The sequence below is a fragment of the Pseudonocardia zijingensis genome, from assembly GCF_042657305.1.
GTDB classification, from domain to species: domain Bacteria; phylum Actinomycetota; class Actinomycetes; order Mycobacteriales; family Pseudonocardiaceae; genus Pseudonocardia; species Pseudonocardia zijingensis.
The window spans coordinates 1-21,058 of sequence record NZ_JBHSKO010000046.1 but is presented as its reverse complement, the minus strand read 5'-3'; the positions used below and the strand labels follow the sequence as shown (position 1 = coordinate 21,058).

The 21,058-nt window shown below is 73.3% G+C and carries 21 protein-coding genes; 7 read left to right on the top strand and 14 right to left on the bottom strand.

Annotated features, from left to right (window positions below):
* Window positions 1-299: 299 nt before the first annotated feature.
* Window positions 300-1,124, bottom strand: a complete 825-nt coding sequence (locus tag ACFPL3_RS41030) for an IclR family transcriptional regulator (protein ID WP_343946197.1) — start codon at window positions 1,122-1,124, stop codon at window positions 300-302.
* A 122-nt stretch (window positions 1,125-1,246) separates the two neighbouring features.
* Here ACFPL3_RS41030 and ACFPL3_RS41025 point away from each other — a divergent pair, with 122 nt between their 5' ends.
* The 3 genes from ACFPL3_RS41025 to ACFPL3_RS41015 are packed head-to-tail and all read left to right on the top strand — an operon-like array spanning window position 1,247 to window position 3,919.
* Complete coding sequence (locus tag ACFPL3_RS41025; protein ID WP_343946196.1) at window positions 1,247-1,585, top strand: bifunctional 3-phenylpropionate/cinnamic acid dioxygenase ferredoxin subunit; 339 nt, start codon at window positions 1,247-1,249, stop codon at window positions 1,583-1,585.
* A complete protein-coding gene (locus tag ACFPL3_RS41020) occupies window positions 1,585-2,766 on the top strand; it encodes an NAD(P)/FAD-dependent oxidoreductase (RefSeq protein ID WP_343946195.1) in 1,182 nt (393 codons plus the stop codon). The genes ACFPL3_RS41025 and ACFPL3_RS41020 overlap by 1 nt, the downstream gene beginning before the upstream one ends.
* Before the next feature lie 28 nt (window positions 2,767-2,794).
* The gene (locus ACFPL3_RS41015) at window positions 2,795-3,919 is read left to right on the top strand and encodes an aromatic ring-hydroxylating oxygenase subunit alpha (RefSeq protein ID WP_343946194.1); all 1,125 of its coding nucleotides are present in this window, start codon (window positions 2,795-2,797) and stop codon (window positions 3,917-3,919) included.
* Here the strand turns inward: ACFPL3_RS41015 and ACFPL3_RS41010 are convergent.
* The 5 genes from ACFPL3_RS41010 to ACFPL3_RS40990 are packed head-to-tail and all read right to left on the bottom strand — an operon-like array spanning window position 3,897 to window position 9,501.
* Window positions 3,897-4,922 (bottom strand): LacI family DNA-binding transcriptional regulator, encoded by a 1,026-nt coding sequence (locus ACFPL3_RS41010; protein ID WP_343946193.1) that lies wholly within the window; start codon window positions 4,920-4,922, stop codon window positions 3,897-3,899. The genes ACFPL3_RS41015 and ACFPL3_RS41010 overlap by 23 nt on opposite strands.
* A gap of 46 nt (window positions 4,923-4,968) precedes the next feature.
* Window positions 4,969-5,793: a carbohydrate ABC transporter permease gene (locus ACFPL3_RS41005; protein WP_343946192.1), complete on the bottom strand. Its 825-nt coding sequence runs from the start codon at window positions 5,791-5,793 to the stop codon at window positions 4,969-4,971.
* Complete coding sequence (locus ACFPL3_RS41000; RefSeq protein WP_343946191.1) at window positions 5,793-6,713, bottom strand: carbohydrate ABC transporter permease; 921 nt, start codon at window positions 6,711-6,713, stop codon at window positions 5,793-5,795. Before ACFPL3_RS41000 ends, ACFPL3_RS41005 begins: the two co-directional genes overlap by 1 nt.
* Complete coding sequence (locus ACFPL3_RS40995; RefSeq protein WP_343946189.1) at window positions 6,710-7,987, bottom strand: ABC transporter substrate-binding protein; 1,278 nt, start codon at window positions 7,985-7,987, stop codon at window positions 6,710-6,712. Before ACFPL3_RS40995 ends, ACFPL3_RS41000 begins: the two co-directional genes overlap by 4 nt.
* Window positions 7,984-9,501, bottom strand: coding sequence for a sulfatase-like hydrolase/transferase (locus tag ACFPL3_RS40990; RefSeq protein WP_343946188.1), 1,518 nt, complete (start codon window positions 9,499-9,501; stop codon window positions 7,984-7,986). The genes ACFPL3_RS40995 and ACFPL3_RS40990 overlap by 4 nt, the downstream gene beginning before the upstream one ends.
* Before the next feature lie 121 nt (window positions 9,502-9,622).
* Between ACFPL3_RS40990 and ACFPL3_RS40985 the strand changes: the two genes are divergently transcribed.
* Window positions 9,623-11,128, top strand: a complete 1,506-nt coding sequence (locus tag ACFPL3_RS40985; protein WP_379590911.1) for a flavin-containing monooxygenase — start codon at window positions 9,623-9,625, stop codon at window positions 11,126-11,128.
* A 7-nt stretch (window positions 11,129-11,135) separates the two neighbouring features.
* Here the strand turns inward: ACFPL3_RS40985 and ACFPL3_RS40980 are convergent, their stop codons facing one another.
* Both ACFPL3_RS40980 and ACFPL3_RS40975 read right to left on the bottom strand, forming a co-directional pair.
* On the bottom strand, window positions 11,136-12,125 hold the full coding sequence (locus ACFPL3_RS40980; protein ID WP_343946186.1) for an LLM class flavin-dependent oxidoreductase: 990 nt from the start codon (window positions 12,123-12,125) through the stop codon (window positions 11,136-11,138).
* 28 nt (window positions 12,126-12,153) lie between these two features.
* The gene (locus ACFPL3_RS40975) at window positions 12,154-13,059 is read right to left on the bottom strand and encodes an SMP-30/gluconolactonase/LRE family protein (protein WP_343946185.1); all 906 of its coding nucleotides are present in this window, start codon (window positions 13,057-13,059) and stop codon (window positions 12,154-12,156) included.
* 116 nt (window positions 13,060-13,175) lie between these two features.
* Here ACFPL3_RS40975 and ACFPL3_RS40970 point away from each other — a divergent pair, with 116 nt between their 5' ends.
* Entirely contained in the window at window positions 13,176-13,865 is a 690-nt protein-coding gene (locus ACFPL3_RS40970; protein WP_343946184.1) for a TetR/AcrR family transcriptional regulator, read from the top strand.
* Here the strand turns inward: ACFPL3_RS40970 and ACFPL3_RS40965 are convergent.
* The 6 genes from ACFPL3_RS40965 to pdxR form a co-directional block, all read right to left on the bottom strand.
* Window positions 13,856-15,013 carry a mandelate racemase/muconate lactonizing enzyme family protein gene (locus tag ACFPL3_RS40965; protein ID WP_343946183.1) on the bottom strand — a complete coding sequence of 386 codons (1,158 nt, stop codon included), beginning with the start codon at window positions 15,011-15,013 and terminating at the stop codon, window positions 13,856-13,858. The genes ACFPL3_RS40970 and ACFPL3_RS40965 overlap by 10 nt on opposite strands.
* A 77-nt stretch (window positions 15,014-15,090) precedes the next feature.
* Window positions 15,091-15,534 (bottom strand): RpiB/LacA/LacB family sugar-phosphate isomerase, encoded by a 444-nt coding sequence (locus ACFPL3_RS40960; protein ID WP_343946182.1) that lies wholly within the window; start codon window positions 15,532-15,534, stop codon window positions 15,091-15,093.
* A 71-nt stretch (window positions 15,535-15,605) separates the two neighbouring features.
* Window positions 15,606-16,340 (bottom strand): DUF899 family protein, encoded by a 735-nt coding sequence (locus tag ACFPL3_RS40955; RefSeq protein ID WP_343946181.1) that lies wholly within the window; start codon window positions 16,338-16,340, stop codon window positions 15,606-15,608.
* Between the two features lie 73 nt (window positions 16,341-16,413).
* Window positions 16,414-17,379, bottom strand: a complete 966-nt coding sequence (locus tag ACFPL3_RS40950; RefSeq protein WP_343946180.1) for a ketopantoate reductase family protein — start codon at window positions 17,377-17,379, stop codon at window positions 16,414-16,416.
* 14 nt (window positions 17,380-17,393) lie between these two features.
* Window positions 17,394-17,822: a nuclear transport factor 2 family protein gene (locus ACFPL3_RS40945; RefSeq protein WP_343946179.1), complete on the bottom strand. Its 429-nt coding sequence runs from the start codon at window positions 17,820-17,822 to the stop codon at window positions 17,394-17,396.
* Window positions 17,823-17,860: 38 nt separating this feature from the next.
* Complete coding sequence (pdxR, locus tag ACFPL3_RS40940) at window positions 17,861-19,279, bottom strand: MocR-like pyridoxine biosynthesis transcription factor PdxR (RefSeq protein ID WP_343946178.1); 1,419 nt, start codon at window positions 19,277-19,279, stop codon at window positions 17,861-17,863.
* A 47-nt stretch (window positions 19,280-19,326) separates the two neighbouring features.
* On the opposite strand from pdxR, the gene ACFPL3_RS40935 reads away from it, so the two are divergent.
* Together ACFPL3_RS40935 and ACFPL3_RS40930 are read left to right on the top strand one after the other, a co-directional pair.
* Window positions 19,327-19,839 (top strand): carboxymuconolactone decarboxylase family protein, encoded by a 513-nt coding sequence (locus tag ACFPL3_RS40935; RefSeq protein ID WP_343946177.1) that lies wholly within the window; start codon window positions 19,327-19,329, stop codon window positions 19,837-19,839.
* On the top strand, window positions 19,836-20,615 hold the full coding sequence (locus ACFPL3_RS40930) for an isocitrate lyase/PEP mutase family protein (RefSeq protein WP_343946176.1): 780 nt from the start codon (window positions 19,836-19,838) through the stop codon (window positions 20,613-20,615). The genes ACFPL3_RS40935 and ACFPL3_RS40930 overlap by 4 nt, the downstream gene beginning before the upstream one ends.
* Window positions 20,616-21,058 lie beyond the last annotated feature (443 nt).

The following is a 21,058-nucleotide window of genomic DNA, read 5'->3' as shown; positions in this document are numbered from 1 at the left end:
CGCCAGGGTGGCCTCTGCGGCGTGACGACCCGGCGCGCCCACCGCAACGATCCGTACAGGAGGGTGCGTTCCGCGGAACCCGACGGGAGGATGATCCGCGCGAGCCGCACCCCACGGTCCGGCGCCGGCAGCATCCCGCCGATCATGAGTGGGTTCAGCTGATCGCGGCCGGGGCGCGCGAATCGCACTCCGCTGTCGTGGTGACCGCCGTGGTGTGCTTCTCGGGCTGATCGCCGGAGGGTCAGCAGCACCTCGGTGTCGGCCGGCCGCGCTGGTGTGCTTCTCGGCGCGGACGGGCGTCAGTTGTCCGACCGCTCCTGCCTGCCGGTGCCGAAGTGGCCGAGGCGGGTGCTGATCTCGTGGCCGCCGAGCACGAGGTGGGCGGCGACCTCGTCGAACGACTCGACGGTGAGGCGGTAGGACGGGCCGGACACGCCGACGGCGGCGACGACGTCGCCCGCGGCGTTGCGGACGGGGGCGGCGAGCGCGTTGAGGCCGACCTCGAACTCCTCGGTGGTGGAGGCCCAGCCGCGGTCGCGGACCGTCTCCAGCTCGGCGGTGAGCGTGGGGGCGTCGGTGATCGTCTTCGGGGTGTACTCGGGGAGGTCGCCGTCGAGGGTCTGGGCGACGGACTCGTCGTCGGCCCAGGCGAGGAGCACCTTTCCGCTGGCGGTGGCGTGCATGGGGGTGCGCTGGCCGGTCCAGTTGCGGCCGGAGACGGCGGAGCTGCCGTACTCCTGGAGGATGTTCGTGACCTCGCCGGCGTCGGCGACGGCGAGGTTGACGGTCTCGCCGAGCTCGGCGGCGAGGCGCCGGCAGATGGGCCGGCTCTCGGTGGTGAGCTCGAGCTGGGCGGTGGTGGCGCCGGCCAGTCGGACGATGCCGCGCCCGAGGTGGTACTTGCCGCGCTCCTCGAGCTGTTCGACGAGATCACCGTGTTCGAGGGCCGTCATGAGCCGGAAGGCCGTGGACTTGTGCACGCCAAGCTCGGCGGCCACCTCGGTGACGCCGAGACCGTCGGATCCGCGCTCTGCCAGCAGGTACAGGATCGCGATGGCGCGGTCCACCGACTGGACCTGGGACGGGGGAGCCTCCCTGCCGTGGCGAGCTGAGTCGGTCGTCACGCGCCGACCCTACGCGGGAGTCACTCCGAAAGTGCGGTGGAGCTCTTGACGCGCCCCCGGGCGGGATCTCATCCTGTTGCTGATAGCGCGAAGCGTTGCGCTATTCGAGACAAAGGAGGGCCATGATCCTCGTCGGTCGTCCGGAGGACATCCCGCTCGGCGAGGCCGTCCGCCTCGAGGCCGGTATCGCGGCCGAAGTGCCGATCGCGGTGTTCAACGTGGACGGTGAGTTCCTCGCCATCGACGACACGTGCACCCACCAGGACGCCTCGCTGGCGGACGGCTGGCTCGAGGGCTGCACGGTCGAGTGCCCCCTGCACGCCGCCTGCTTCGACCTGCGCACCGGCATGCCGTCGGGTCCGCCAGCGAAGAAGCCGGTGCGCACGCACGAGGTGCTCGTCGTCGAGGGGCTCGTCTACGTGCGCGTGGTGGAGGAAGCACCGGTGGAGACGGCCGCCTGATGCGCACCGTCGCGGTCATCGGGGGGTCGCTGGCCGGGCTGGCCGCGGCGCGTGCCCTGCGGGAGCACGGGTTCGACGGGCGCGTGGTCGTCATCGGGGCGGAGGAACGGCTCCCGTACGACCGGCCGCCGCTGTCGAAGGAGTTCCTGGCCGGCGCGATCGACGTCGACGACCTCGCGCTGACGACGGACGCCGACGCCGAGCTCGACCTGGAGTGGGGCCTCGGCGACCCGGCGGCGCGGCTGGACCCGCGCGAGCGCAGGGTGGTGCTGGCGTCCGGGCGTGAGGTCGCCGCCGACGGCGTCGTGCTCGCCACGGGGGCGCGGGCGCGGCCGTTCCCCGGGGCGCGCCTGGACGGCGTGCACACGTTGCGGACGGTGGAGAACGCGATCCGGCTGCGCCGCGACCTGCAGCCGGGCCGGCGGCTCGTGGTGATCGGCGCGGGCTTCATCGGCGCCGAGGTGGCGTCGACGGCGCACGGTGCGGGTGTGGAGGTCACCGTGGTCGAGTCGGACCCGCTCCCGCTCGCCCGCGTGCTCGGGGCCGAGGTCGGCGGGGTGTGCAGCGCGCTGCACGAGGACAACGGGGTCCGGCTCGTGACCGGGGTGCCGGTCAGCGGGCTCGGCGGGGACGGCCGGGTCCGGGAGGTCCGGCTGGCCGACGGCCGCGCCCTGTCCGCCGAGGTGGTGGTGGCCGGGATCGGCGCGCTGCCGAACGTCGAGTGGCTGGCCGGTTCGGGTGTCGACCACGACCACCGCGGCGTGTGGACCGACTCCGCGGGGGCGACGAACCTCCCGCAGGTGGTGGCCGCGGGCGACTGCACGTTCTCCCACTGCCCGTTCGCGGGCACCGAGCTGCGCCAGGAGCACTGGACGAACGCGCTGCAGCAGCCTGCGGCCGCGGTCGCGACGCTGCTCGGGCGCGAACCGGCCGCGCGGCGGGCCGCCCCCTACTTCTGGTCGGACCAGTTCGGGGCGCGGCTGCAGTTCGCGGGCCACCGCCTCCCCGACGACGAGGTCGAGGTCCTGGACGGCGACCCCGGCGACCGCCGGTTCGTCGCCGGTTACCGCCGCGACGGCGAGCTCGTCGCGGTGTTCGCGATGAACCAGCCGAAGCTCTTCGGCAAGTGGCGCCGGCAGGTCGTGCCGGGGCGCGCCACCGCTCTCACCGCATCCTCCTGAACCCCACGTCTCGCCCGAGAGGTGCCGCGTGTCCGCTCCGACCGACGTGTCCCCGAGCCTGATCTCCACCCTCCCCGGCCTCTCCTACACCGATCCCGCGCTGTTCCGGCAGGAGCAGGAGAAGATCTTCGAGACCAGCTGGATCGCCGCCGCGCGCAGCGCGGAGCTCGACGCGCCGGGCGCGTTCCGCACGCTCGACGTCGGCCGCGAGAACGTCATCCTCGTGCGCGGCCGGGACGGGCGGCTGCGCGCGTTCCTGAACGTCTGCCGCCACCGCGGCGCCCGCGTCTGCATGGAGCGCTCCGGCGTGGCGCGGCGCAACATCCAGTGCGGCTACCACGCCTGGACCTACGGCCTCGACGGCAGGCTCGTCGCGGCGCCGAACCTCAACTCGATGCCCGACGTCGACCGCGGCGAGTACGGGCTCGTGCCCGTTGCGCTGCGGGAGTGGCTGGGCTACGCCTGGGTCTGCGTGGCCGACGACCCGCCGTCGTTCGAGGACACGGTGGTGGGCGCGGTCGACCACCGGCTCGGGGGTGCCGACGTCATCCGGGGCTGGGACATCGAGAACCTCGAGGTCGGCCGCCGGATCAGCTACGACGTGCGCGCGAACTGGAAGCTGATCGTCGAGAACTTCATGGAGTGCTACCACTGCGCGACGATCCACCCGGAGCTCACCGAGGTGCTCCCGGAGTTCGCCGACGGGTTCGCGGCGCAGTACTTCGTGGGGCACGGCGCGGAGTTCGCCGAGGACGCGCAGGGGTTCACCGTCGACGGGAGCGCGGGCGTGACCGTGATCCCCGGGGTCGTGGAGGGGCACGACCGCAAGTACTACGCGATCACCGTGAACCCGCAGGTGTTCATCAACCTGGTGCCCGACCACGTGATCTTCCACCGGATGTACCCGGCGGGGCCGGACCGCACGGTGGTGGAGTGCGACTGGCTCTACCTGCCCGAGGTCGTGCGCGGCGGGCAGGACCTGGAGCGCTCGGTGGAGCTGTTCCACCGGGTCAACCAGCAGGACTTCGACGCCTGCGAGCGCTGCCAGCTCGCCGCGTCGTCGAAGGCGTACGCCTCAGGCGGGGTCCTGGTGCCCAGCGAGCACCACATCGGCGCCTTCCACCGGTGGGTCACCGACCGGCTGGCCTCCTGAGCCCGGCCCCGCCGGCCGTGCTCTCCCGCACGACCAGCTCGAAGCCGACCTCGATCTCCCGCGGCTCGTGCTCCCCCTTCTGCTGGGCGGCGAGGGACGCGACGGCCTCGCGCGCCACCGCCGCCCGGTCGGGGGAGATCGAGGTCAGGGTGGGGGTGGACGCCGTGCTGTACGGGATGTCGTCGAAGCCGACCACGGCGACGTCGTCGGGGACGCGCAGCCCGTGCAGGTGCAGCGAGCGGATCACGCCGAGCGCGACCCAGTCGGTCATGCAGAAGACGGCGTCGGGTGGTGTGTCGAGGCGGGCCAGCATCGCGTCCATCGCCGCCTCGCCCTCCTCGCCGCGGTTGCTGTGCACGGGGACGACGAGGTCCGGGTCGACGGCGATGCCGCGGCGGGTCAGCGCGGCGGCGTAGCCCTCGGACCGGTGGGTCCCGGTGCTGCCGACCGGCCCGCCGATCATGGCGACGCGGCGGCGCCCGAGGTCGAGCAGGTGCGACACGGCGAGGTCGGCGGCGGCCACGTTGTCGATCACGACGTGGTCGGCCACGCCGTCGACGGGCCGTTCCCCGAGCAGGACGAGCGGTGTGCGGTCCCGGCGCTGCCGGATCTCGTCGGTGCCCACCCGCAGCGGGCTGAACACGATCCCGTCGACGCGCTGGCCGAACCGGCCCGCGAGCACCGCCCGCTCCTTCTCGGCGTCGCCGCGGGTCTGCTGGATCAGCACCACCCAGCCCTGCTTCTCGGCGGCCTCCAGCACGTGCATCGACAGCGACGCGAAGTAGGGCATGTCCAGCTGGGGCACGACGAGGGCGATCATCCCCGCTCGGCCGCGGGCGAGGTTGCGGGCCGACAGGTTGGGCTCGTAGCCCACCTCGTCGATCGCCGCGAGCACCTTGGCCCGCATGGCCTCGGAGACGTGGACGTACCCGTTGATGACGTTGGAAACCGTCTTCATGGAGACGCCGGCGCGGTCGGCGACGTCCTGCAGGCGGGGTCTCATCGGCAGGGCGCACCGGCTCGCATGCCGCACAGGATAGGGGCGCCGATCACTTCAGCCCCGTGTGCGCCATGCCGGCCACGATCCGGCGCTGGAAGACGACGAAGACCGCGACCACCGGGACGAGCGTGACGATGCTCATCGCGAACATCTCGCCCCACTCCGACTGGCCCGAGGCGTCGAGGAACGAGCGCAGCGCGAGCGGCACCGTGAGGTTCTGCGGGCTGGACAGGTAGATGAGCTGGCTGAAGAAGTCGTTGTAGGTCCAGATGAAGGAGAAGATCGCCGTGGTCACCAGCGCGGGCTTCAGCAGCGGCATCACGATCCGCAGGTAGATCTGGAACGGCCCGCACCCGTCGATGCGCGCCGCCTCGTAGAGCTCGCGCGGCAGCCCGCGGATGAACTGCACCATCAGGAAGACGAAGAACGCGTCGGTGGCGAGGAACTTGGGCACCACGAGCGGCAGGAAGGTGTCGATCCACCCGAGGTCGCGGAAGATCGCGTACTGCGCGACGAGCGTGACGTGGTGCGGCAGCATGATCGTGGCGAGCATCAGCGCGAAGAACGGCCCGCGTCCGAGGAACCGCATGCGGGCGAACGCGTAGGCCGCGAGCGAGCAGGACAGGATGTTGCCGATCACCACACCGGAGCACACCAGCAGCGAGTTCAGCAGGTAGACCCAGAACGGCAGGCCCGGCCCGGTCCAGCCGCCGACGTAGTTGGCGGCCGTGGGTGCCACGGGCACGAGCGACGCGGACGTGAAGATCTCGGCCTGCGTCTTGAACGAGCTCGCGAGCATCCACAGGACCGGGTAGAGCATGACGAGCGCGCCCAGCGCGAGCCCGGCGTGGGCGAGCACCCTGCGGGAGACCATCAGCGCACCCCTCCGGGCTCGTCCTCGGTGAACACCCAGTAGCGGCGGAACAGGAAGTTGAGCCCCGTCAGCACGCCGATCACGAGCAGCAGCACCCACGCCAGCGCCGCGGCGTAGCCCATCTCGAAGCTGCCGAACGCCCGTTGGTACAGGTAGAGCGTGTAGAACAACGTCGAGTCCGACGGGCCGCCGGTGCCGCCGGACACGATGAAGGCGGGCGTGAACGCTTGGAACGCCCCGATCGTCTGCAGCACGAGGTTGAAGAAGATGATCGGTGACAGCAGCGGCAGCGTGATCCGCACGAACCGCGCCACGGCGCCCGCCCCGTCGATCCGCGCCGCCTCGTAGACGTCGTCCGGGATCTGGCGCAGCCCGGCCAGGAAGATCACCATCGGGGCGCCGAACTGCCAGACGCGCAGCACCACGAGCGTGAGCAGCGAGTACTCCGGCGACGACACCCAGCCGGGGCCGTCGACGCCGACGAGCGCGAGCACGTCGTTGACGAGGCCGTCGCGGCCGAAGATCTGGCGCCACAGGATCGCGACGGCCACGCTTCCGCCGAGCAGGCTGGGCAGGTAGTAGATCGCGCGGTAGGCCGCGAGCCCGCGCAGCCCGCGGTTCAGCACCACCGCCACGAGCAGGGCGAACGCCAGCTCCAGCGGCACCGACAGCGCCACGTAGACGACGGTGACCCGCAGCGAGGTGTGGAAGCGCTCGTCGGTCAGCAGCCGCGCGTAGTTGTCCCAACCGGTCCACCGCGGGTCGCCGAGCAGCGCGTAGTCGGTGAACGAGTAGTAGAGCGACAGCAGCATCGGCCCGAGCGTGATGCCGAGCATGCCGACGATCCACGGGGCGAGGAACGCGTAGGCGGGCAGGCTCGCGCGCAGCCGGGCGGCCGTCATCACGGCGCCCGCCGTCATGAGGAGAGGACCCGGTCCGCCTCGTCGGCGAAGGTCGCGGCCGCCCGGGCGGGATCGGACTGCCCGAAGCCGATCTCGTCGCTCAGCCGCTGGAAGGTCTCCTGCAGCTCGCCGTACCCCCGCGGCCACGGGGCGGGGGAGGGGCCCACCTGGCCGCTCACGGCATCGACGAGCGCGATCGCCTTGCCCGCCGCCGACGCGGGGTCGACCCCGAGCAGCGACCGCGCCCGTTCCGACGGCGGGATCCCCAGCGTGACCCCGACGGCCCGGATCGCGCGGTCGTCGTTGAGGAGGAAGTCGATGAGCTGGGCGGCTCGCTCGGCCTCGCCGGTCTCGGAGGAGACGCACCAGAAGTCGAGCGCCGTGACGAACTGCCCGGCAGGCGACCGGTCGGCACCCGCGGGCACGGCGACGACCTCGAGCACGTCCCGCATGAGCGGCTGGTAGAAGGTGGCCTGCTGCACCCAGCCGAAGTGGATCGGTGCGCGGCCGGTGACCAGCGTCGAGGTCTCGAACGTCCGCGACTCGGTGGTGACGTCGGCGGGCGGTGCCACGCCGTCGCGGCGCAGCGCGTCCCAGAAGGTGAACCACTCCTCGATCACGTCGCGCCCGACGGCCAGTGCGCCGTCCGCGGTGAACAGGTCGGTGCCGTGCTGGCGGGCGTAGACGTCGAAGATCTGCATGATGCCGCCCGCGTCGACGGTGCCGTACCGGCCGTCGCCCGCCGCGGCGGTGAACGAGCGGGCGAGGTCGGCGAGCTCGTCCCACGTCCAGCCCCGCTGCGGCACCTCGAGGCCGAGCGCCTCGAGCTGGGTGCGGTTGACGAAGCCGGCGTGGGTGATCGTGCTCTGCCCGATCCCGAGGACGCGCCCGTCCACGGTGCCGCTGTCGGCCACCGAGGGGTCGAGGTCGCCCACCCGGATGCTGCCGGCGACCTCGCCCAGGTCGAGCAGCGCGCCGCGCTGCCCGTACTCGGTGAAGTAGCTCATCGACATCCGGAACACGTCCGGCGCCTGGCCACCCGCGGCCTGGGTGGCGAGCTTGTCCCAGTAGTCGCCGAACGCCGCCCGCTCGGCCGCGAGCTGCGCGTCGGGGTGGCCGGCGGTGAACGCGGCGAGGGCTGCGTCGAGGGCCTCGTGCACGGGCGCGCCGCCGTACCACGCGACGCGCAGGCCCGCGTCCGCGCCGCCGAACCCGCACCCGGCGGTGGCGGCGGCGAGCAGCCCGGCGCCCAGCCCGAGGAAGCCGCGGCGGCCGATCACGTGTGCTGTCATGGGAGATCCCTGCTTCGCGTCGTCGTCGAGGGAGCGGCCCAGCGCCAGTTGTGGGGAACGGTCTTGGGCCGGTACGCACCGGTCGGCAGGTCGTCGGCGACCCGCACCATCCAGCGCACGAGGTGCCCGAGCAGCTCGGCGCGGACGCCGGCGTGGTCGGGGTGGTCGTAGAGGTTGTGCAGCTCGGCCGGGTCGGCGTCGAGGTCGTAGAGCTCGCCCGCGCCGTCGGCGTCCACGACGAGCTTGTGCCGGCCCACCCGCACCATCCGCTGGCCGCCGCTCTGCGTCACCGAGTTGAGCTCGTCGAAGGTGGCGCCCTCGTAGGGGAAGTGCAGCGGAGGGCGCTCGTCGGCGCCGTAGGCGACGCCGCCGTAGCCCAGCTCGGCGTAGATGCTGTCGAACTCGCGGGCCGGTGGGTCCTCGCCCGCGAGGAGCGGCGCGAGGCCGCGCCCCTGCACGCCCTCGGGCACGGCCACGCCGATCAGCTCGCACAGGGTCGGCAGCACGTCCACCATGGACACCAGCTCGCTGCGCCGCTGCGCCGCGATCCCGGGTCCGGTGAACTGCAGCGGGATCCGCACGAGGCACTCGGGCAGACCGGCGCCCTTGCGCTGCAGGCCGTACTCGCCGACGTAGTCGCCGTGGTCGGAGAGGAACACGATCACGGTGTCGTCGGCCCGCGGCCCGAGGTGCTCGACGATCCGGCGGATCTGGTCGTCGAGCAGCCGGAGCATGCCCAGGTAGTTGGCGCGGTAGCGGCGCCACCCCTCGTCGTAGCCCGGCCGCTTCTCCTCGATCAGCTCGCGCAGCCACCGGTAGGGCGCGGACCGGTCGGCGATCGCCTCCGGCCCGGCGGCGCGGTCGGGCACCGCGTCCTCGCCGAACATCGAGAAGTACGGCTCGGGCACCTGGTAGGGGTTGTGCGGTTCGGGGAAGGACGCCCACAGGAACATCGGCCGGTTCGGGTCGGCCTCGTCGATCGCCTCGATGGCCCCGGACGCGATCCGGTACGGCAGCTGCCGCTCCAGGGGGAACGGGGTCGGTTCCGGGTGCACGCCGTGGTCGAGCGCGTCGAGCCAGGCGTCGAACTCCGCGTTCGGCCCGGCGTCCTCGGCGCTGCCCGCGGGCCCGCGGGTGTGCATGTAGGGGCCGCGGAAGGTGTCGAAGTCCTCCGGGCCGCGGTGCACGTGCGGCTTGCCCACGAAGTGGGTGCTGTAGCCGGCCTCCCGCAGGACGTCGAGCAGGTCCGCGGAGAAACTGGCCGCCCCCGCGAGGCTGTTCTGCCGCACCCGGTGGGCCGTCGGGAACCGGCCGGTCAGCAGGCTGGTGCGGGCCGGGACGCAGGCCGGGTAGCTGGTGTAGGCGCTCGCGAACGCCGTGCCCCGCGCGGCGAGCGCGTCGACGAAGGGCATGGTGTCGAGCCCGAGGCCGCCGGCCGCGGTGAAGTCGGCGCGCTGCTGGTCGGTCATGATCAGCAGGACGTGGGGCGCGGGCCGCGCCGGATCTGAGGACAAGGCTTCTCCGCTCGGGGTGATCGGGTCTCGCGGAGTTCTAGCAGTCCTTTACAGCGCTGTAAACCGTCCGGGCGACGTACCGTGATCGGGGCCACGTCGGATCACGTGTCGGGGGCGAGCGATGACGGCGACGACAGCGGGGACAGCGGGGACAGCATCGGCGGAGGTCGGCCACGTCGACGTGTTGGTGGTCGGGGCAGGGGTCTCCGGGATCGGCGCCGCGCACCACCTGCGCGACCGGTTCCCCGAGCGCACGTTCGTGGTGCTGGATGCCCAGGAGGCGCGCGGCGGCACCTGGTGGACCCACCGCTACCCGGGCGTGCGCTCCGACAGCGACCTGTTCACCTACGGCTACCGGTTCAAGCCATGGCGGGGTCCGTCGATCGCGGCGGGTGCGGAGATCCTCGCCTACCTCGACGAGGTGATCGCCGAGGACGACCTCGCCCCGCACATCCACTACCGCCACCGGGTCACCGCGGCGAGCTGGTCCGGTGCGGACCGGCGCTGGACCGTGGAGGTCACCCGGGAGGACACGCGGGAGCGGCTGCGCTTCACCGCCGACTTCCTGTGGATGTGCCAGGGCTACTACGACCACGCCACACCGCACCGCCCCCGGTGGGAGGGCATGGACCGCTACCGGGGCGTGGTGGTCCACCCGCAGGCGTGGCCGGAGGACCTCGACCACACCGGCAAGCGCGTGGTGGTCATCGGCTCGGGCGCCACCGCCGCCACGCTCGTGCCCGCGCTGGCCGGCACGGCCGCGCACGTCACGATGCTGCAGCGCTCACCGTCGTACTGGTTCGCCCCACCGCGGCACCACGAGCTCGCCGCCACCCTTCAGCAGCTCGACATCCCGGAGGAGTGGACGCACGAGATCATGCGCCGCCAGTACGCGGCACAGGTCAACTGGCTGGCGCGCACGGCGCGCGAGGCGCCCGAGCAGCTGCACGCGTTCCTCATGGACGCGATGCGCCCACTGCTGCCCGAGGGCACCGACGTCGAGAAGCACTTCACGCCGCGGTACCGCCCGTGGCAGCAGCGCATCGCCGTCGTCCCGGACGGCGACCTGTTCACCACCCTGCGCGCGGGCACGGCCTCGATCGTCACCGACACCGTCGCCGAGTTCACCGAGCACGGCATCCGCACCGGCTCGGGGGAGGAGCTCGAGGCGGACGTGGTGGTCAGCGCCACCGGCTTCGACCTGTCGGTCTTCGGTGGCGTGGCGTTCACCGTCGACGGGGAGCCGGTCGACTTCACCCGCCGGGTCACCTGGCGGGGCATCATGATCAGCGACGTCCCGAACATGGCCTACACGTTCGGCTACTTCCGCCACAGCTGGACCCTGCGCGTCGACCTCGTGGCCGACCTCGTCACCCGGCTGTTCACGCACATGCGCGACGCGGGCGCCGCCACCGTGGTGCCGCGCCTGCGCCCGGAGGAGCAGGACATGCCGCTGCGGCCGTGGTCCGATCCGGAGAACTTCAACGCCGGGTACGTCATGCGCTCCCAGCACCTGATGTTCAAGCAGGGCGACCGCGAGCCGTGGACGCACATGCTGGAGCACGAGCAGGAGCAGGAGATCCTGCCGAAGGCCGATCTCGCCGACGGGTCGCTCGTCTACCGCTGAGGCCGGATCAGGGCCGCGCGGCGTCCAGGAAGCGCTCGAGTTCGCGCCGGGTGTCGGGCCCGCACGGCTGGAACACGATCTCGGTGACGCCCCGGGTGGCGGCCTCGTCCAGCCTGCGCCGGATCTCGTCGGGGGTGCCGCTCATCGTGACGTCGGCGAGCATTGTGTGGCCGCCCGCGTCCCATGCCGCGCGGTCGGCCTCCCCGAGCTCGACGCAGTGCCCGGAGTGGACCGCGAGGTGGCGCAGCGCGCCGGGTGAGCGCTCCACGACGTCCATCCACTCCGGGCCGCCGGGGAGCGCCCGGACCGCCTCGGCGCCGCCGAACTCGTAGGCGCCGTGGTAGGCCAGCGCCCAGCCGGGGCCCGCGGTGCGCCGCACGCGCTCGGTGCCGGTGGCCTCGCCCTCGTCGAGCACGGTGCCCCACACGAGGTAGGGCACCCAGTCGTACTCGCTCGCGAAGTCGGGCAGCTGGAGGGTGACGTAGAGGCCGTCGCCGAGCCGCTTCGCCACCTCGTGGCCCTTGGGGCCCAGCGCACCCACCAGGATCGGCACGTCGACGGGCCGGGCCGGGGCGTGCCCGTCGGGGTGCAGCATCCGCATCTGCGCCCCCTCCCACTCCACGACGTGGCCCTGCAGCAGGCCGCGGTAGGCGCGCAGGTAGGACTCCATGTACGCCCAGGTGATCGCGCGGTACCCCATGGCCCGGCGCCCGGTGAACCCGGTGCCGAAGGCGATCGCCACCCGGCCGGGCGCCAGCGCGGCGAGGGTGGCGGTGGCGGCCGCGTTGACCATCGGGTGGCGCAGGCTGGGCACCAGCACCCCCGGCCCGAGGCCGATCCGCTCCGTCCGCTCCGCGGCCAGCGCCAGCGTCATCCAGACGTCCGGGCTCTGCTGGGGCGTGTCGTAGACCCATGCCCGGTCGTACCCCAGCTCCTCGGCAAGCGCGATGTCGTCCGGGGAACTCAGTGCGGTCGGGAACGCGCAGGACACCTCCATGGGGTCCTCCATTTCACTCGCGGACGGATCAGGGCAGGCCTCCGTGGGGGACGTCGACGTCGACGGCCAGGAGCTGGGCCTCCCGCACCGGCCTGCGCTCGTGCTCGGGGAAGGACGGGGCGGCGCACATGTAGAGCGTGCGGCCCTCGTCGCCGCCGAGCATGCAGGCGAACACCCCGGTGCCTGCCGGGATCTCCTCCTGGATCTCGCCGCCCTCCCGCACCCGCAGGACCCGGTTGTGCAGCGCGTCGGCCACCCAGATCGACCCCTCGGCGTCGGCGCAGATGCCGTCCGGTGCCACCTCGAGCTGCGCCACCGCCTCTCCGATGTCCTGGGTCTGCGGCGTCTCGCCGAACTGCGCCCACACCCGACGGCCGTGCAGGGTGCCGTCGTCGGCCACGTCGAACGCGGTGAGCCGGCCGGCGAACGTCTCGGCGACGACCAGCACGCCGCCGGGCAGGAGCACCATGCCGTTGGGGAAGCCGAGGTCCTCGGCCGCGGTGGTGACGGTGCCGTCGGGGTCGACCCGGGTGAGCGTGGTGTACCGCAGCGGCTCGCCGCCCATGAGGTCGAAGCCGAAGTTGCCGACGTAGGCGCGCCCGCGCTCGTCCACGAGCATGTCGTTCAGGAAGCCGGTGACCGCGCCGGACAGGTCGGCGTGCTCGCTCAGCCGCCCCTCCTCGTCGCGGACGAGGAGGCGGTGGTCGCGCATCGACACGACGAGCGCCCGCCCGTCGGGGAGGAAACCGAGCCCGGAGGGCTGCTGGGGCACCTCGGCCACGGTTTCGGCGCCGCCGCGCCCGTCGGTGGTGAGCACCTGGTTGGTGTAGAAGTCCGACAGCCACAGCCGGCCGTCGCGCCACCGCGGGCACTCCAGGAAGGAGTAGCCCTCCAGTACGACCCGAGGCTTGCGGTTCGTCACCTGTGCTCGCATCGCGACCTCGTCTCCACCTACGTCGTCGTCGGCAGCGCTTGTCGGGCCCGGCTTACTGAGCGCATAGTTACCTCGAGTCCCGGCGGTGTCAAGCGGAGCCCGGGGGAGGGGCGGAGATGGCGGAGGGGGAGCGCAGGCGCGGCGGCGGACGGCGTCCGGCGGCGGCCGCGGCGCAGCTCGTGGCCGATCTCGAGCCGGTCGTGCCGGACGGGTTCTGGGCGCAGGACACGGCGCCGGTCGCCCGCGCACTGCTGAGCTCAGCGGTGGTGTGCTTCGCCCGGACGGGGTTCCACGCCACCACCACCCGCGACATCACCGCCGGCGTCGGCCTCAGCCCCGGCGCGCTGTACGTGCACTTCCCCTCGAAGGAGGAGGTGCTGTTCGAGATCGCCCGCACGGGGCACCAGCGGGCCCTCGAAGCGCTGCAGGCCCGGGCGGACGAGGGCGACGCCCGGCGGCTCGTGCGGGACCTGGTAGCCGCCCACGTCACCTGGCACGCCCGCCACCACACGGTGGCGCGCGTCTGCCAGTACGAGCTGGCGGGCCTCGCCCCCGAGCACCTCGACGTCGTGCTGGACCTGCGGCAGCGCTTCGCCGCCCTGATGCGCTCCGCGGTGGAACGGGGCAGCCGCGAGGGCGTCCTCGACGTGCCCGACGTCAACCACGCGGTGCGCGCCGTGCTGTCGCTGGGCGTCGACCTCGTGCGCTGGTACCGGCTCGACGGCGCCGACACACCCGAGGGCCTCGGCGACGCCTACGCCGACCTCGCCCTGCGGATGCTCGGCGCGCGACCCGATCAGCCGTGAAACCCGTCGCGGGCGTTGGTGCGCAGGTGGTCGAGGTCGAAGTCGAGCCCCAGCCCGGGCGCGTCGGGCAGCCGGAGCCTGCCGCCGCGGTTGTCGAGCGGCTCGGTGAGGAACTGGTTGTAGCCGCGCAGGTCGAACGTGCTCGACTCGATCCGGTAGAAGTTCGGCACCGTGGCCATCACGTGCCCGCCCGCCACGAGGTTGACCGGGCCCGCGGCGTCGTGCGGTGACACCGGCACGTAGTACGCCTCCGCCATGGTGGCGATCTTCTTCAGCTCCGAGATCCCGCCGGTCCACGTGACGTCGGGCATCAGGAAGTCGGCGAGGCCCTTCTCGAGCACCGGCACGACGTCCCACCGCGTGTGCAGCCGCTCGCCGACCGAGATCGGCACCTGCACGCGCTCACGCACCTGGGCGAGGGCGTGGTAGCTCTCCGGCGGCACCGGCTCCTCGTACCAGTGGATGTCGCCGAGCTCGTCCAGCGCCTGGCCCAGCCGGATCGCGGTGGGCACGTCGAACCGCCCGTGCGCGTCGATCAGCAGTTCGACGTCCGGACCGGCGGTCTCCCGGATCAGCGCCGTGAGCTCCATGGCCTGGCGCTCCTCGGTGCGGCTCATCCGGCCGTCGAGGTAGCGGTCGTTGGCCAGCGGCACGCCCGGCTGGTGCGGGTAGGGGTCGAACTTGATGCCGGTGTGGCCGGAGTCGACGATCGCGCGGATCTCCTCGACCACCCCCTCCCGGGTGCCGAACCGGCGCTGGTTCGGGTGGGTGTAGATCAGCAGGTCGTCGCGGACCCGCCCGCCGAGCAGGTCGTACACCGGCAGGCCGAGGACCTTGCCGCGGATGTCCCACAGCGCGATGTCGACGGCGCTGACCACGTTCGTGCCCGCGCCGCGGCTGCCCATGTAGGTGAAGGCCCGGAAGATCTTGTGCCAGGTGTCCTCGATGCGCGCCGGGTCGTCCCCGGCGATCAGGTCGGTCACCTGCCGCACCATCGACGCGATCGCCCGGTTGGCCGTGGGCGTGGTGGTGGTGATCTCACCCCAGCCGCTGATGCCCTCGTCCGTGCGCACCTCGACGAACAGGTACTCGCCCCAGCCGGTGCCCTCGGAGCCGATCAGCCACGGCACCACCTCGGTGATCTTCATCCAGTCCCTTCCGACAGGCGGAATCCACGTTCCGACTGACGATAGAACCTGTATGACAAGTGGTCAAGGAGCGGGGATCACCGCGCCTCGAGGGCGTTCAGCTTCGCGACGCGCCGCACCGTGTCCTCGTCGCAGTCGAACGTGGCGGAGAGGAACCGGTCGAGGATCTCCTCCACCAGGGCGCGCGGCACGAGCCACGCGCCCATCGCGATCGCGTTCGCGTCGTCGTGCTCGACGGCCTGGTGGGCGGAGTACGGCTCGTGGGCGAGCGCGCACCGGATGCCGGCGATCTTGTTCGCCGCCATGATCGCGCCCGCCCCCGACCCGCACACCAGCACGGCCCGCTCGGCGCGGCCGTCGAGCACCCGCCGGCAGGTCGCCTCCGTGATGTCGGGGAAGTCGACCGGGTCCTCGCTGTCGGTGCCGCAGTCGAGCACGTCGTGCCCGAGGCGTTCCAGCGCGTCCCGCACGAACCCCTTCAGCGGGAACCCCGCGTGGTCGGCCCCCAGTGCGACCCTCATCCGGTCTCCTCCGCGTCGATTCCCCGTCGATGTCACCCGGGCTTCGACCCTCAGCGACGATCAGCCGGAAGTCAACCGGACGTGAGGTCGTCCGAGCGCCCCGCGGCGAGCCGGGACCACTGCGCCGTGGGCCGGCCGTCCCGCCGGAACTGCTCACCCGCTTCCGCGTAGGGCTGCGGCCAGCCCGTCGGCGAGTCCTCCCAGGTCTCCTGCCTGCCGTACACGGTGAGGTCGAGCAGGTGGTAGCTGGTGGCGCCCGCCTCGGTGCCGCGACCCGTCGTCCAGTAGGTCTCGAACACCCGGTCGCCCACGCGCAGGTAGCAGGCGTAGAAGCCGAAGTGGCGCCCGCCGAGCAGCGCGTCCCCCGAGTCGCGGGCGGAGTACCACGGCATCTCCCAGCCCATGAAGTCCCGGTAGCGGGCGCTCTCGGCGTAGCGGCCCTGGCAGAACGTCGCGTAGGTGACGCCGCGGCTGTGCAGGTAGGACAGCTCCAGCGCGTGGCCGGTGAAGAACGTGCAGCCCTCGCACTGCCCCGGAGCGGGCTGCCCGTCGTGCCACATGTGGAAGTACGCGAGCAGCTGTTCCCGGCCCTCGAACACCTCGATCAACGGCACCGGGCCCCGCGCCCCGACCAGCGGGACCTGCGGGTCCACTGCCACCATCGGGAGCCGCCGCCGGGCGGCGGCGATCGCGTCGCCCTCGTGGGTGTGCGCCTTCTCCCGGACCAGCAACCGGTCGAGCTCGGCCTGCCAGGTGCGCCGGTCGACGACGTCGGGCGCCGGGTGGGTCGTGCTGTGCGTGGTCATCGGTTCGTCTCTCCTCTCCCGGGCAGACCGCAGCGCCTGCCCAGGAGGACGTGACTCCCCCGACCCGCCCGATTCATCGCGCGGCGACGAGCAACTCCCGCGCATCGCGGATGCCCGGCGGCTCCGCGCCGTCGGCCATCCGGGTCACCGTCTCGAGGAGCAGCGAGTTGACCGGGGTCGGCACCCCGTGGCGGCGCCCGAGATCGACGATCTCGCCGTTCAGGTAGGCCGCCTCGACGGAACCGGTGGCACGTCGCAGGCTCTGCCACGTGGACCCGCCGCCGCGCGACGCCCCGTCCACCGGCCGCTCGTTGATCAGCCCGTTGCGCCGGGCCCGCTCCTGCTCGACGGACAGCACCGCGATCCCGGCCGCGGCGAGGCAGCGCTCGCCCTCCTCGCGGGCCGCCGCGGCGAGCTCGGCGAGGCCGGGACTCTGCGGGCCGCACGCCGCCTCGGCCGCGTTGGCGAGGTTGAGCAGCAGCTTGCGGTACTTGGCCTGCATCACGACGGGGTCGGCGAGCGAGCTGAACCCGGCCGCCGCGAGGTCGGCCGCGATCCGCTCCGACAGCTCGTCGACGCCGTCCGGATACCGGCCGACGTCCAGGCCACCCGGCACCGGCGCCGAGTAGGCCACCACGCGGCCCGGCGTCAGGTGCTCCGCGGGCAGCATCACGCACATCGCCTGCACCTGCGCGAACCGCGCCGCCGCGAACCGCTCGTTGGCCACGCCGTTCTGCGCGCACACCACCGGCACGTCCGGTGCCACGGCGCGCAGCGCGTCGAGCAGCGCCTCGGTGTCCTGCGTCTTCGTGCACAGCAGCGCGACGTCACCCGGCCGCCAGTCGACCTCGTCCACACCGCCGGCGGCGGGCAGCCGCAACGTCCGCGAGCGCTCCGGGTCGTCGAGGCGCAACCCCGACTCCCGCAACGCCGCGAGGTGCGCCCCGCGCGCCACCAGCACGACCTCGCTCCCGGCCTCGGCCAGCCGCCCGCCGATCGTGCCTCCGATGGCGCCCGCCCCGATCACCACGTACCTCATGCGCCCAGCTTCGCCTACGCCGGTGCGACCCGCTCCCAGAGGTCGTTGAAGGAGATGCTGTCGTAGAACGCCGTGCCTTCGACGACCTTCCCGTCGCGCAGGCGCAGGAACCACGCGTAGGTGTTGTCGTAGGGCCGCCCGTCGTTGGCGACGCCGTGGCCGTCCCAGAGCACCACCACCGTGTCGCCGTCGGCGAGGACCGCGCGGATCGTCCGCGGCCAGAACCGCTCACCCGCGCTGAACCGGGCACCGAAGGGCGCGAGGACCTCGTCGACGAACTCCTGCGTGGAGGCGTACTCCCGCGAGGCGACCGAGTGCCCCTCGATCCGCCACACCATGTCGGCGGCGAACAGGTCGGTGATCGGTCGCGTGCCCTCCTGCCAGGCCTCGAAGGCCCGGCGCACGATCGCGCGGTGCTCCTCGGTGGGGTCGGCTGCGCCCATGGGGCCAGCATGCCGTCCCCGTCCCCCGGTGGCGAGCGTCAGCGGCCGAACGCGGACCGCAGCACGTCCACCAGCGCGTCGAGGGCGGCCGCCCAGGCGTGATCGGCGGGCGTGGCATAGCCGACGACGATCCCGCGCCGGGACGCCGCCGCCCGCTGGTCATGCCACGCCGGTCCCAGTGCCGCGACCCGGACGCCGCGGCCCGCCGCGAGGGCCACGACCTCGGCCTCGCCCGGCCCGCCGGGCGGCAGCTCAAGCAGCACCTGCACCCCGGCCGCCGCCCCGTGCACGCGGACGGCCGGGACCTCCGTCGCCAGCCGGCGCAGCAGCTGCGCGCGCCTGCGCCGGTACTTCAGCCGCTGCGCGCGCACGTGCCGGTCGTAGTCGTGGCGGTGGATGAGCTCGGCCAGCACGAGCTGCCCGATCGACTCGGTCTGCGCGTCGGCGTAGAACTTCGCCTCCGCCACGGCGTCCACGAGCCGCCGCGGCAGCACCAGCCAGCCCAGGCGGACCGCCGGGCCGAGCGTCTTCGACGCCGTCCCCGCGTACGCGACGTGCCCGGGCGCCATGCCCTGCAGCGCCCCGATCCGCTGCCGGTCGTGGGACAGCTCGCCGTCGTAGTCGTCCTCCAGCAGCAGCCCGCCGGTCGACGCCGCCCAGTCGAGCAACCGGCGCCTGCGGGACGGCCCGAGCACCACGCCGAGCATGGCCTGGTGGGCCGGGGTCAGCACGACCGCCCCCGCGTCGGCGGGCACGCTGCCCGCGGCCCCGACGCCGTCCACCGGCAGCGGCACGACCTCCGGGCCTGCCCGGCGCACCACCTCGCGGTGGAACGGCACGCACGGGTCCTCCATCGCCACGTGCGTGCAGCCCCGGTCGTGCAGCACCCGCGCGACCAGTCCGAGCGCCTGCAGGAAGCCCGAGGTGACGACGATGTCGTCCGGATCGGCGACCACTCCGCGCGTCCGGCCGAGGTACTCGGCGAGCGCCGTGCGCAGCTCCGGTCGCCCGCGCGGGTCGTCGAGCGCGAAGGCCGCGGGCTCCACCCGTGGCAGCACCCGCCGCGCCGCGTTCAGCCACGCCTGCACCGGGAACGCCGACACGTCCGGCCGCCCCGGGTACAGGTCGTGCCGCACCCGGGGTGGCTCCGGCCGCGTGCCCCGTTCCCGCGAGCCGTGGTCGGGCGCCCGTGCCACCACCGTGCCCGCCCCGCGCCGCGCCGCCAGGTAGCCCTCCGCCACGAGCTGGCCGTACGCCGCCGTCACCGTGCCCCGGGCCACGCCGAGCTCCTCGGCGAGGGCCCTGGTGGCGGGCAGCCGCGCGCCCGGCGCGAGCCGCCCGTCGCGGATCGCGGTGCGCAACGCGAGCTCCAGTCCCGCACGGCGCCCGCCCGCGGCGTCCGGGTCGAAGTCGACGTGCAGGTCGAGCCCCGCGGGATTGGCCCACTCAGAAGCCACAGCAATGGACCATAACAAGTGGTCCAAGTGGTTCTACCGTCGACGACGTGAGCACGGAAACCACCACCACCGACGGCCCGCCCGCCGAGCGCGTCGCGGTCCCGCCGAGGTTCGACCTGCGCAAGTACGCGGGCGGCCCGGTCCTGCAGGCGATGGAGCAGTTCACGCGCGCCACCGAGGAGCAGGGGCTCGAGCCCGGGCTCGTGGAGCTGGTGAAGATCCGGGCGTCGCAGGTCAACGGCTGCGCCTACTGCATCGACATGCACGTCCTGGACGCCGAGGCGCTGGGGGAGACCCACCAGCGCATGCACGCCCTGTCCGCCTGGCGGGAGACGCCGTTCTTCACCGCCCGCGAGCGCGCGGCCCTCGCGTACGCCGAGGCCGCCACCACGCTCGACCACGCCGCGGTCGACAGCGCGCTCGACGCCGCGTCCGCGCACTTCACCGAGGACGAGCTGGTCGCGCTCGTCTGGGTCGTCGCGATGATCAACACGTGGAACCGGGTGGCGATCCCGGCACGCGCCACGCCCGGCCACCACATCCCGAGGCGGGCCTTGTGACCGCCGCCGCGGACCGGGCCGACCGGCTGCGCGCGCTGCACGTGCCGGGCACGCCGGTGATCCTGCCGAACGCGTGGGACGCGGCGACGGCACGCGCGGTCGTCGCGGCCGGCTTCCCCGCCGTCGCCACCGCCAGCGCGGCGATGGCCCCGGCGCTCGGCTACGACGACGCGGAAGGCACCCCGCCCGACGAGGTGTTCGCCGCCCTCGCCCGGATCACCCGCGCCGTCGACGTCCCCGTGACCGCCGACGTCGAGCGCGGCTACCGGCTGCCCCCGGCGCAGATCGGCGCCCGGCTCGCCGAGGCCGGCGCGATCGGCTGCAACCTGGAGGACTCCGACCCCGCCACCGGGCAGCTCGTTCCCGTCGAGGACCAGGTGGCGCTCCTCGCGGGCGTCCGGGCGGCCGCGCCCCACCTGGTGGTCAACGCCCGCGTCGACGTGTTCCTGCACGGCGCCGGCTCCCGAGAGGAGCGCATCGCGGAGGCCGTGCGCCGGGGCCGCGCCTACGTCGAGGCGGGCGCCGACTGCGTCTACCCGCTGATCATCGACCGCCTCGACCCCGCCGAGGTGCGGCAGCTCGTCGACGGGATCGGCGCACCCGTCAACGTCGCCTTCCTCCCCGGCGGGCCGTCGCTGCGCGAGCTCGCCGACGCGGGTGTCGCGCGGGTCAGCTTCGGACCGGGCCTGTTCCGGCTCCTGCAGGGCGTGCACGAGGCCGCGCTCGCCGCGATCGCGGCCGGCGACAGCCCGTACCCCGGCCCGGGTGCGGGCTGAGCGGTGCCCGGAACGCGCCATGATCACCGATCTGGCGCGTTCCCCGACGCCTGCTGTCGGAAACGCGCCGGACTGGCGATCAAGCACCGCGGGCGGGCCTTGCGGGCTCCCTCCGCGTGTTCAGCTGAACACATCCGCGCACAGACCTTGCGGAGGCGAATCACCGAGCGGCACACCACTGCCGCGACCACGACCGCCGAGTGCGACTCACGCCGGTAAAGCCCTCCCGTCGGGTTCCGCGGAACCCGCCCTCGCGTGCTGGTCGCGCTGGTGCCTCTGCGCCGCAGGGCAGCGACGTCGCCCGAGGTGCTGCTGGCGCGGCGACCGTGGGGTGTGGCTCGCGCGGATCATCCTCCTGTCGGGTTCCGCGGAACGCACCCTCGTGTGCGGATCGATGCGGTGGGCGAGCCCGGTCAGCCGGCTGCGAAGGTCCCCCCCGGGGC

Bases quoted from the DNA above. Each gene is read 5' to 3' on its own strand.
- ACFPL3_RS40945 (WP_343946179.1), bottom strand. From the start codon at position 17,822: ATGGGCGCAGCCGACCCCACCGAGGAGCACCGCGCGATCGTGCGCCGG.
- ACFPL3_RS40975 (WP_343946185.1), bottom strand. From the start codon at position 13,059: ATGCGAGCACAGGTGACGAACCGCAAGCCTCGGGTCGTACTGGAGGGC.
- ACFPL3_RS40950 (WP_343946180.1), bottom strand. From the start codon at position 17,379: ATGAGGTACGTGGTGATCGGGGCGGGCGCCATCGGAGGCACGATCGGC.
- ACFPL3_RS40995 (WP_343946189.1), bottom strand. From the start codon at position 7,987: ATGACAGCACACGTGATCGGCCGCCGCGGCTTCCTCGGGCTGGGCGCC.
- ACFPL3_RS40960 (WP_343946182.1), bottom strand. From the start codon at position 15,534: ATGAGGGTCGCACTGGGGGCCGACCACGCGGGGTTCCCGCTGAAGGGG.
- ACFPL3_RS40980 (WP_343946186.1), bottom strand. From the start codon at position 12,125: ATGGAGGTGTCCTGCGCGTTCCCGACCGCACTGAGTTCCCCGGACGAC.
- ACFPL3_RS40955 (WP_343946181.1), bottom strand. From the start codon at position 16,340: ATGACCACGCACAGCACGACCCACCCGGCGCCCGACGTCGTCGACCGG.
- ACFPL3_RS41000 (WP_343946191.1), bottom strand. From the start codon at position 6,713: ATGACGGCGGGCGCCGTGATGACGGCCGCCCGGCTGCGCGCGAGCCTG.
- ACFPL3_RS40985 (WP_379590911.1), top strand. From the start codon at position 9,623: ATGACGGCGACGACAGCGGGGACAGCGGGGACAGCATCGGCGGAGGTC.
- ACFPL3_RS40970 (WP_343946184.1), top strand. From the start codon at position 13,176: ATGGCGGAGGGGGAGCGCAGGCGCGGCGGCGGACGGCGTCCGGCGGCG.
- ACFPL3_RS41005 (WP_343946192.1), bottom strand. From the start codon at position 5,793: ATGGTCTCCCGCAGGGTGCTCGCCCACGCCGGGCTCGCGCTGGGCGCG.
- ACFPL3_RS41010 (WP_343946193.1), bottom strand. From the start codon at position 4,922: ATGAGACCCCGCCTGCAGGACGTCGCCGACCGCGCCGGCGTCTCCATG.
- ACFPL3_RS41020 (WP_343946195.1), top strand. From the start codon at position 1,585: ATGCGCACCGTCGCGGTCATCGGGGGGTCGCTGGCCGGGCTGGCCGCG.
- ACFPL3_RS40965 (WP_343946183.1), bottom strand. From the start codon at position 15,013: ATGAAGATCACCGAGGTGGTGCCGTGGCTGATCGGCTCCGAGGGCACC.
- ACFPL3_RS41025 (WP_343946196.1), top strand. From the start codon at position 1,247: ATGATCCTCGTCGGTCGTCCGGAGGACATCCCGCTCGGCGAGGCCGTC.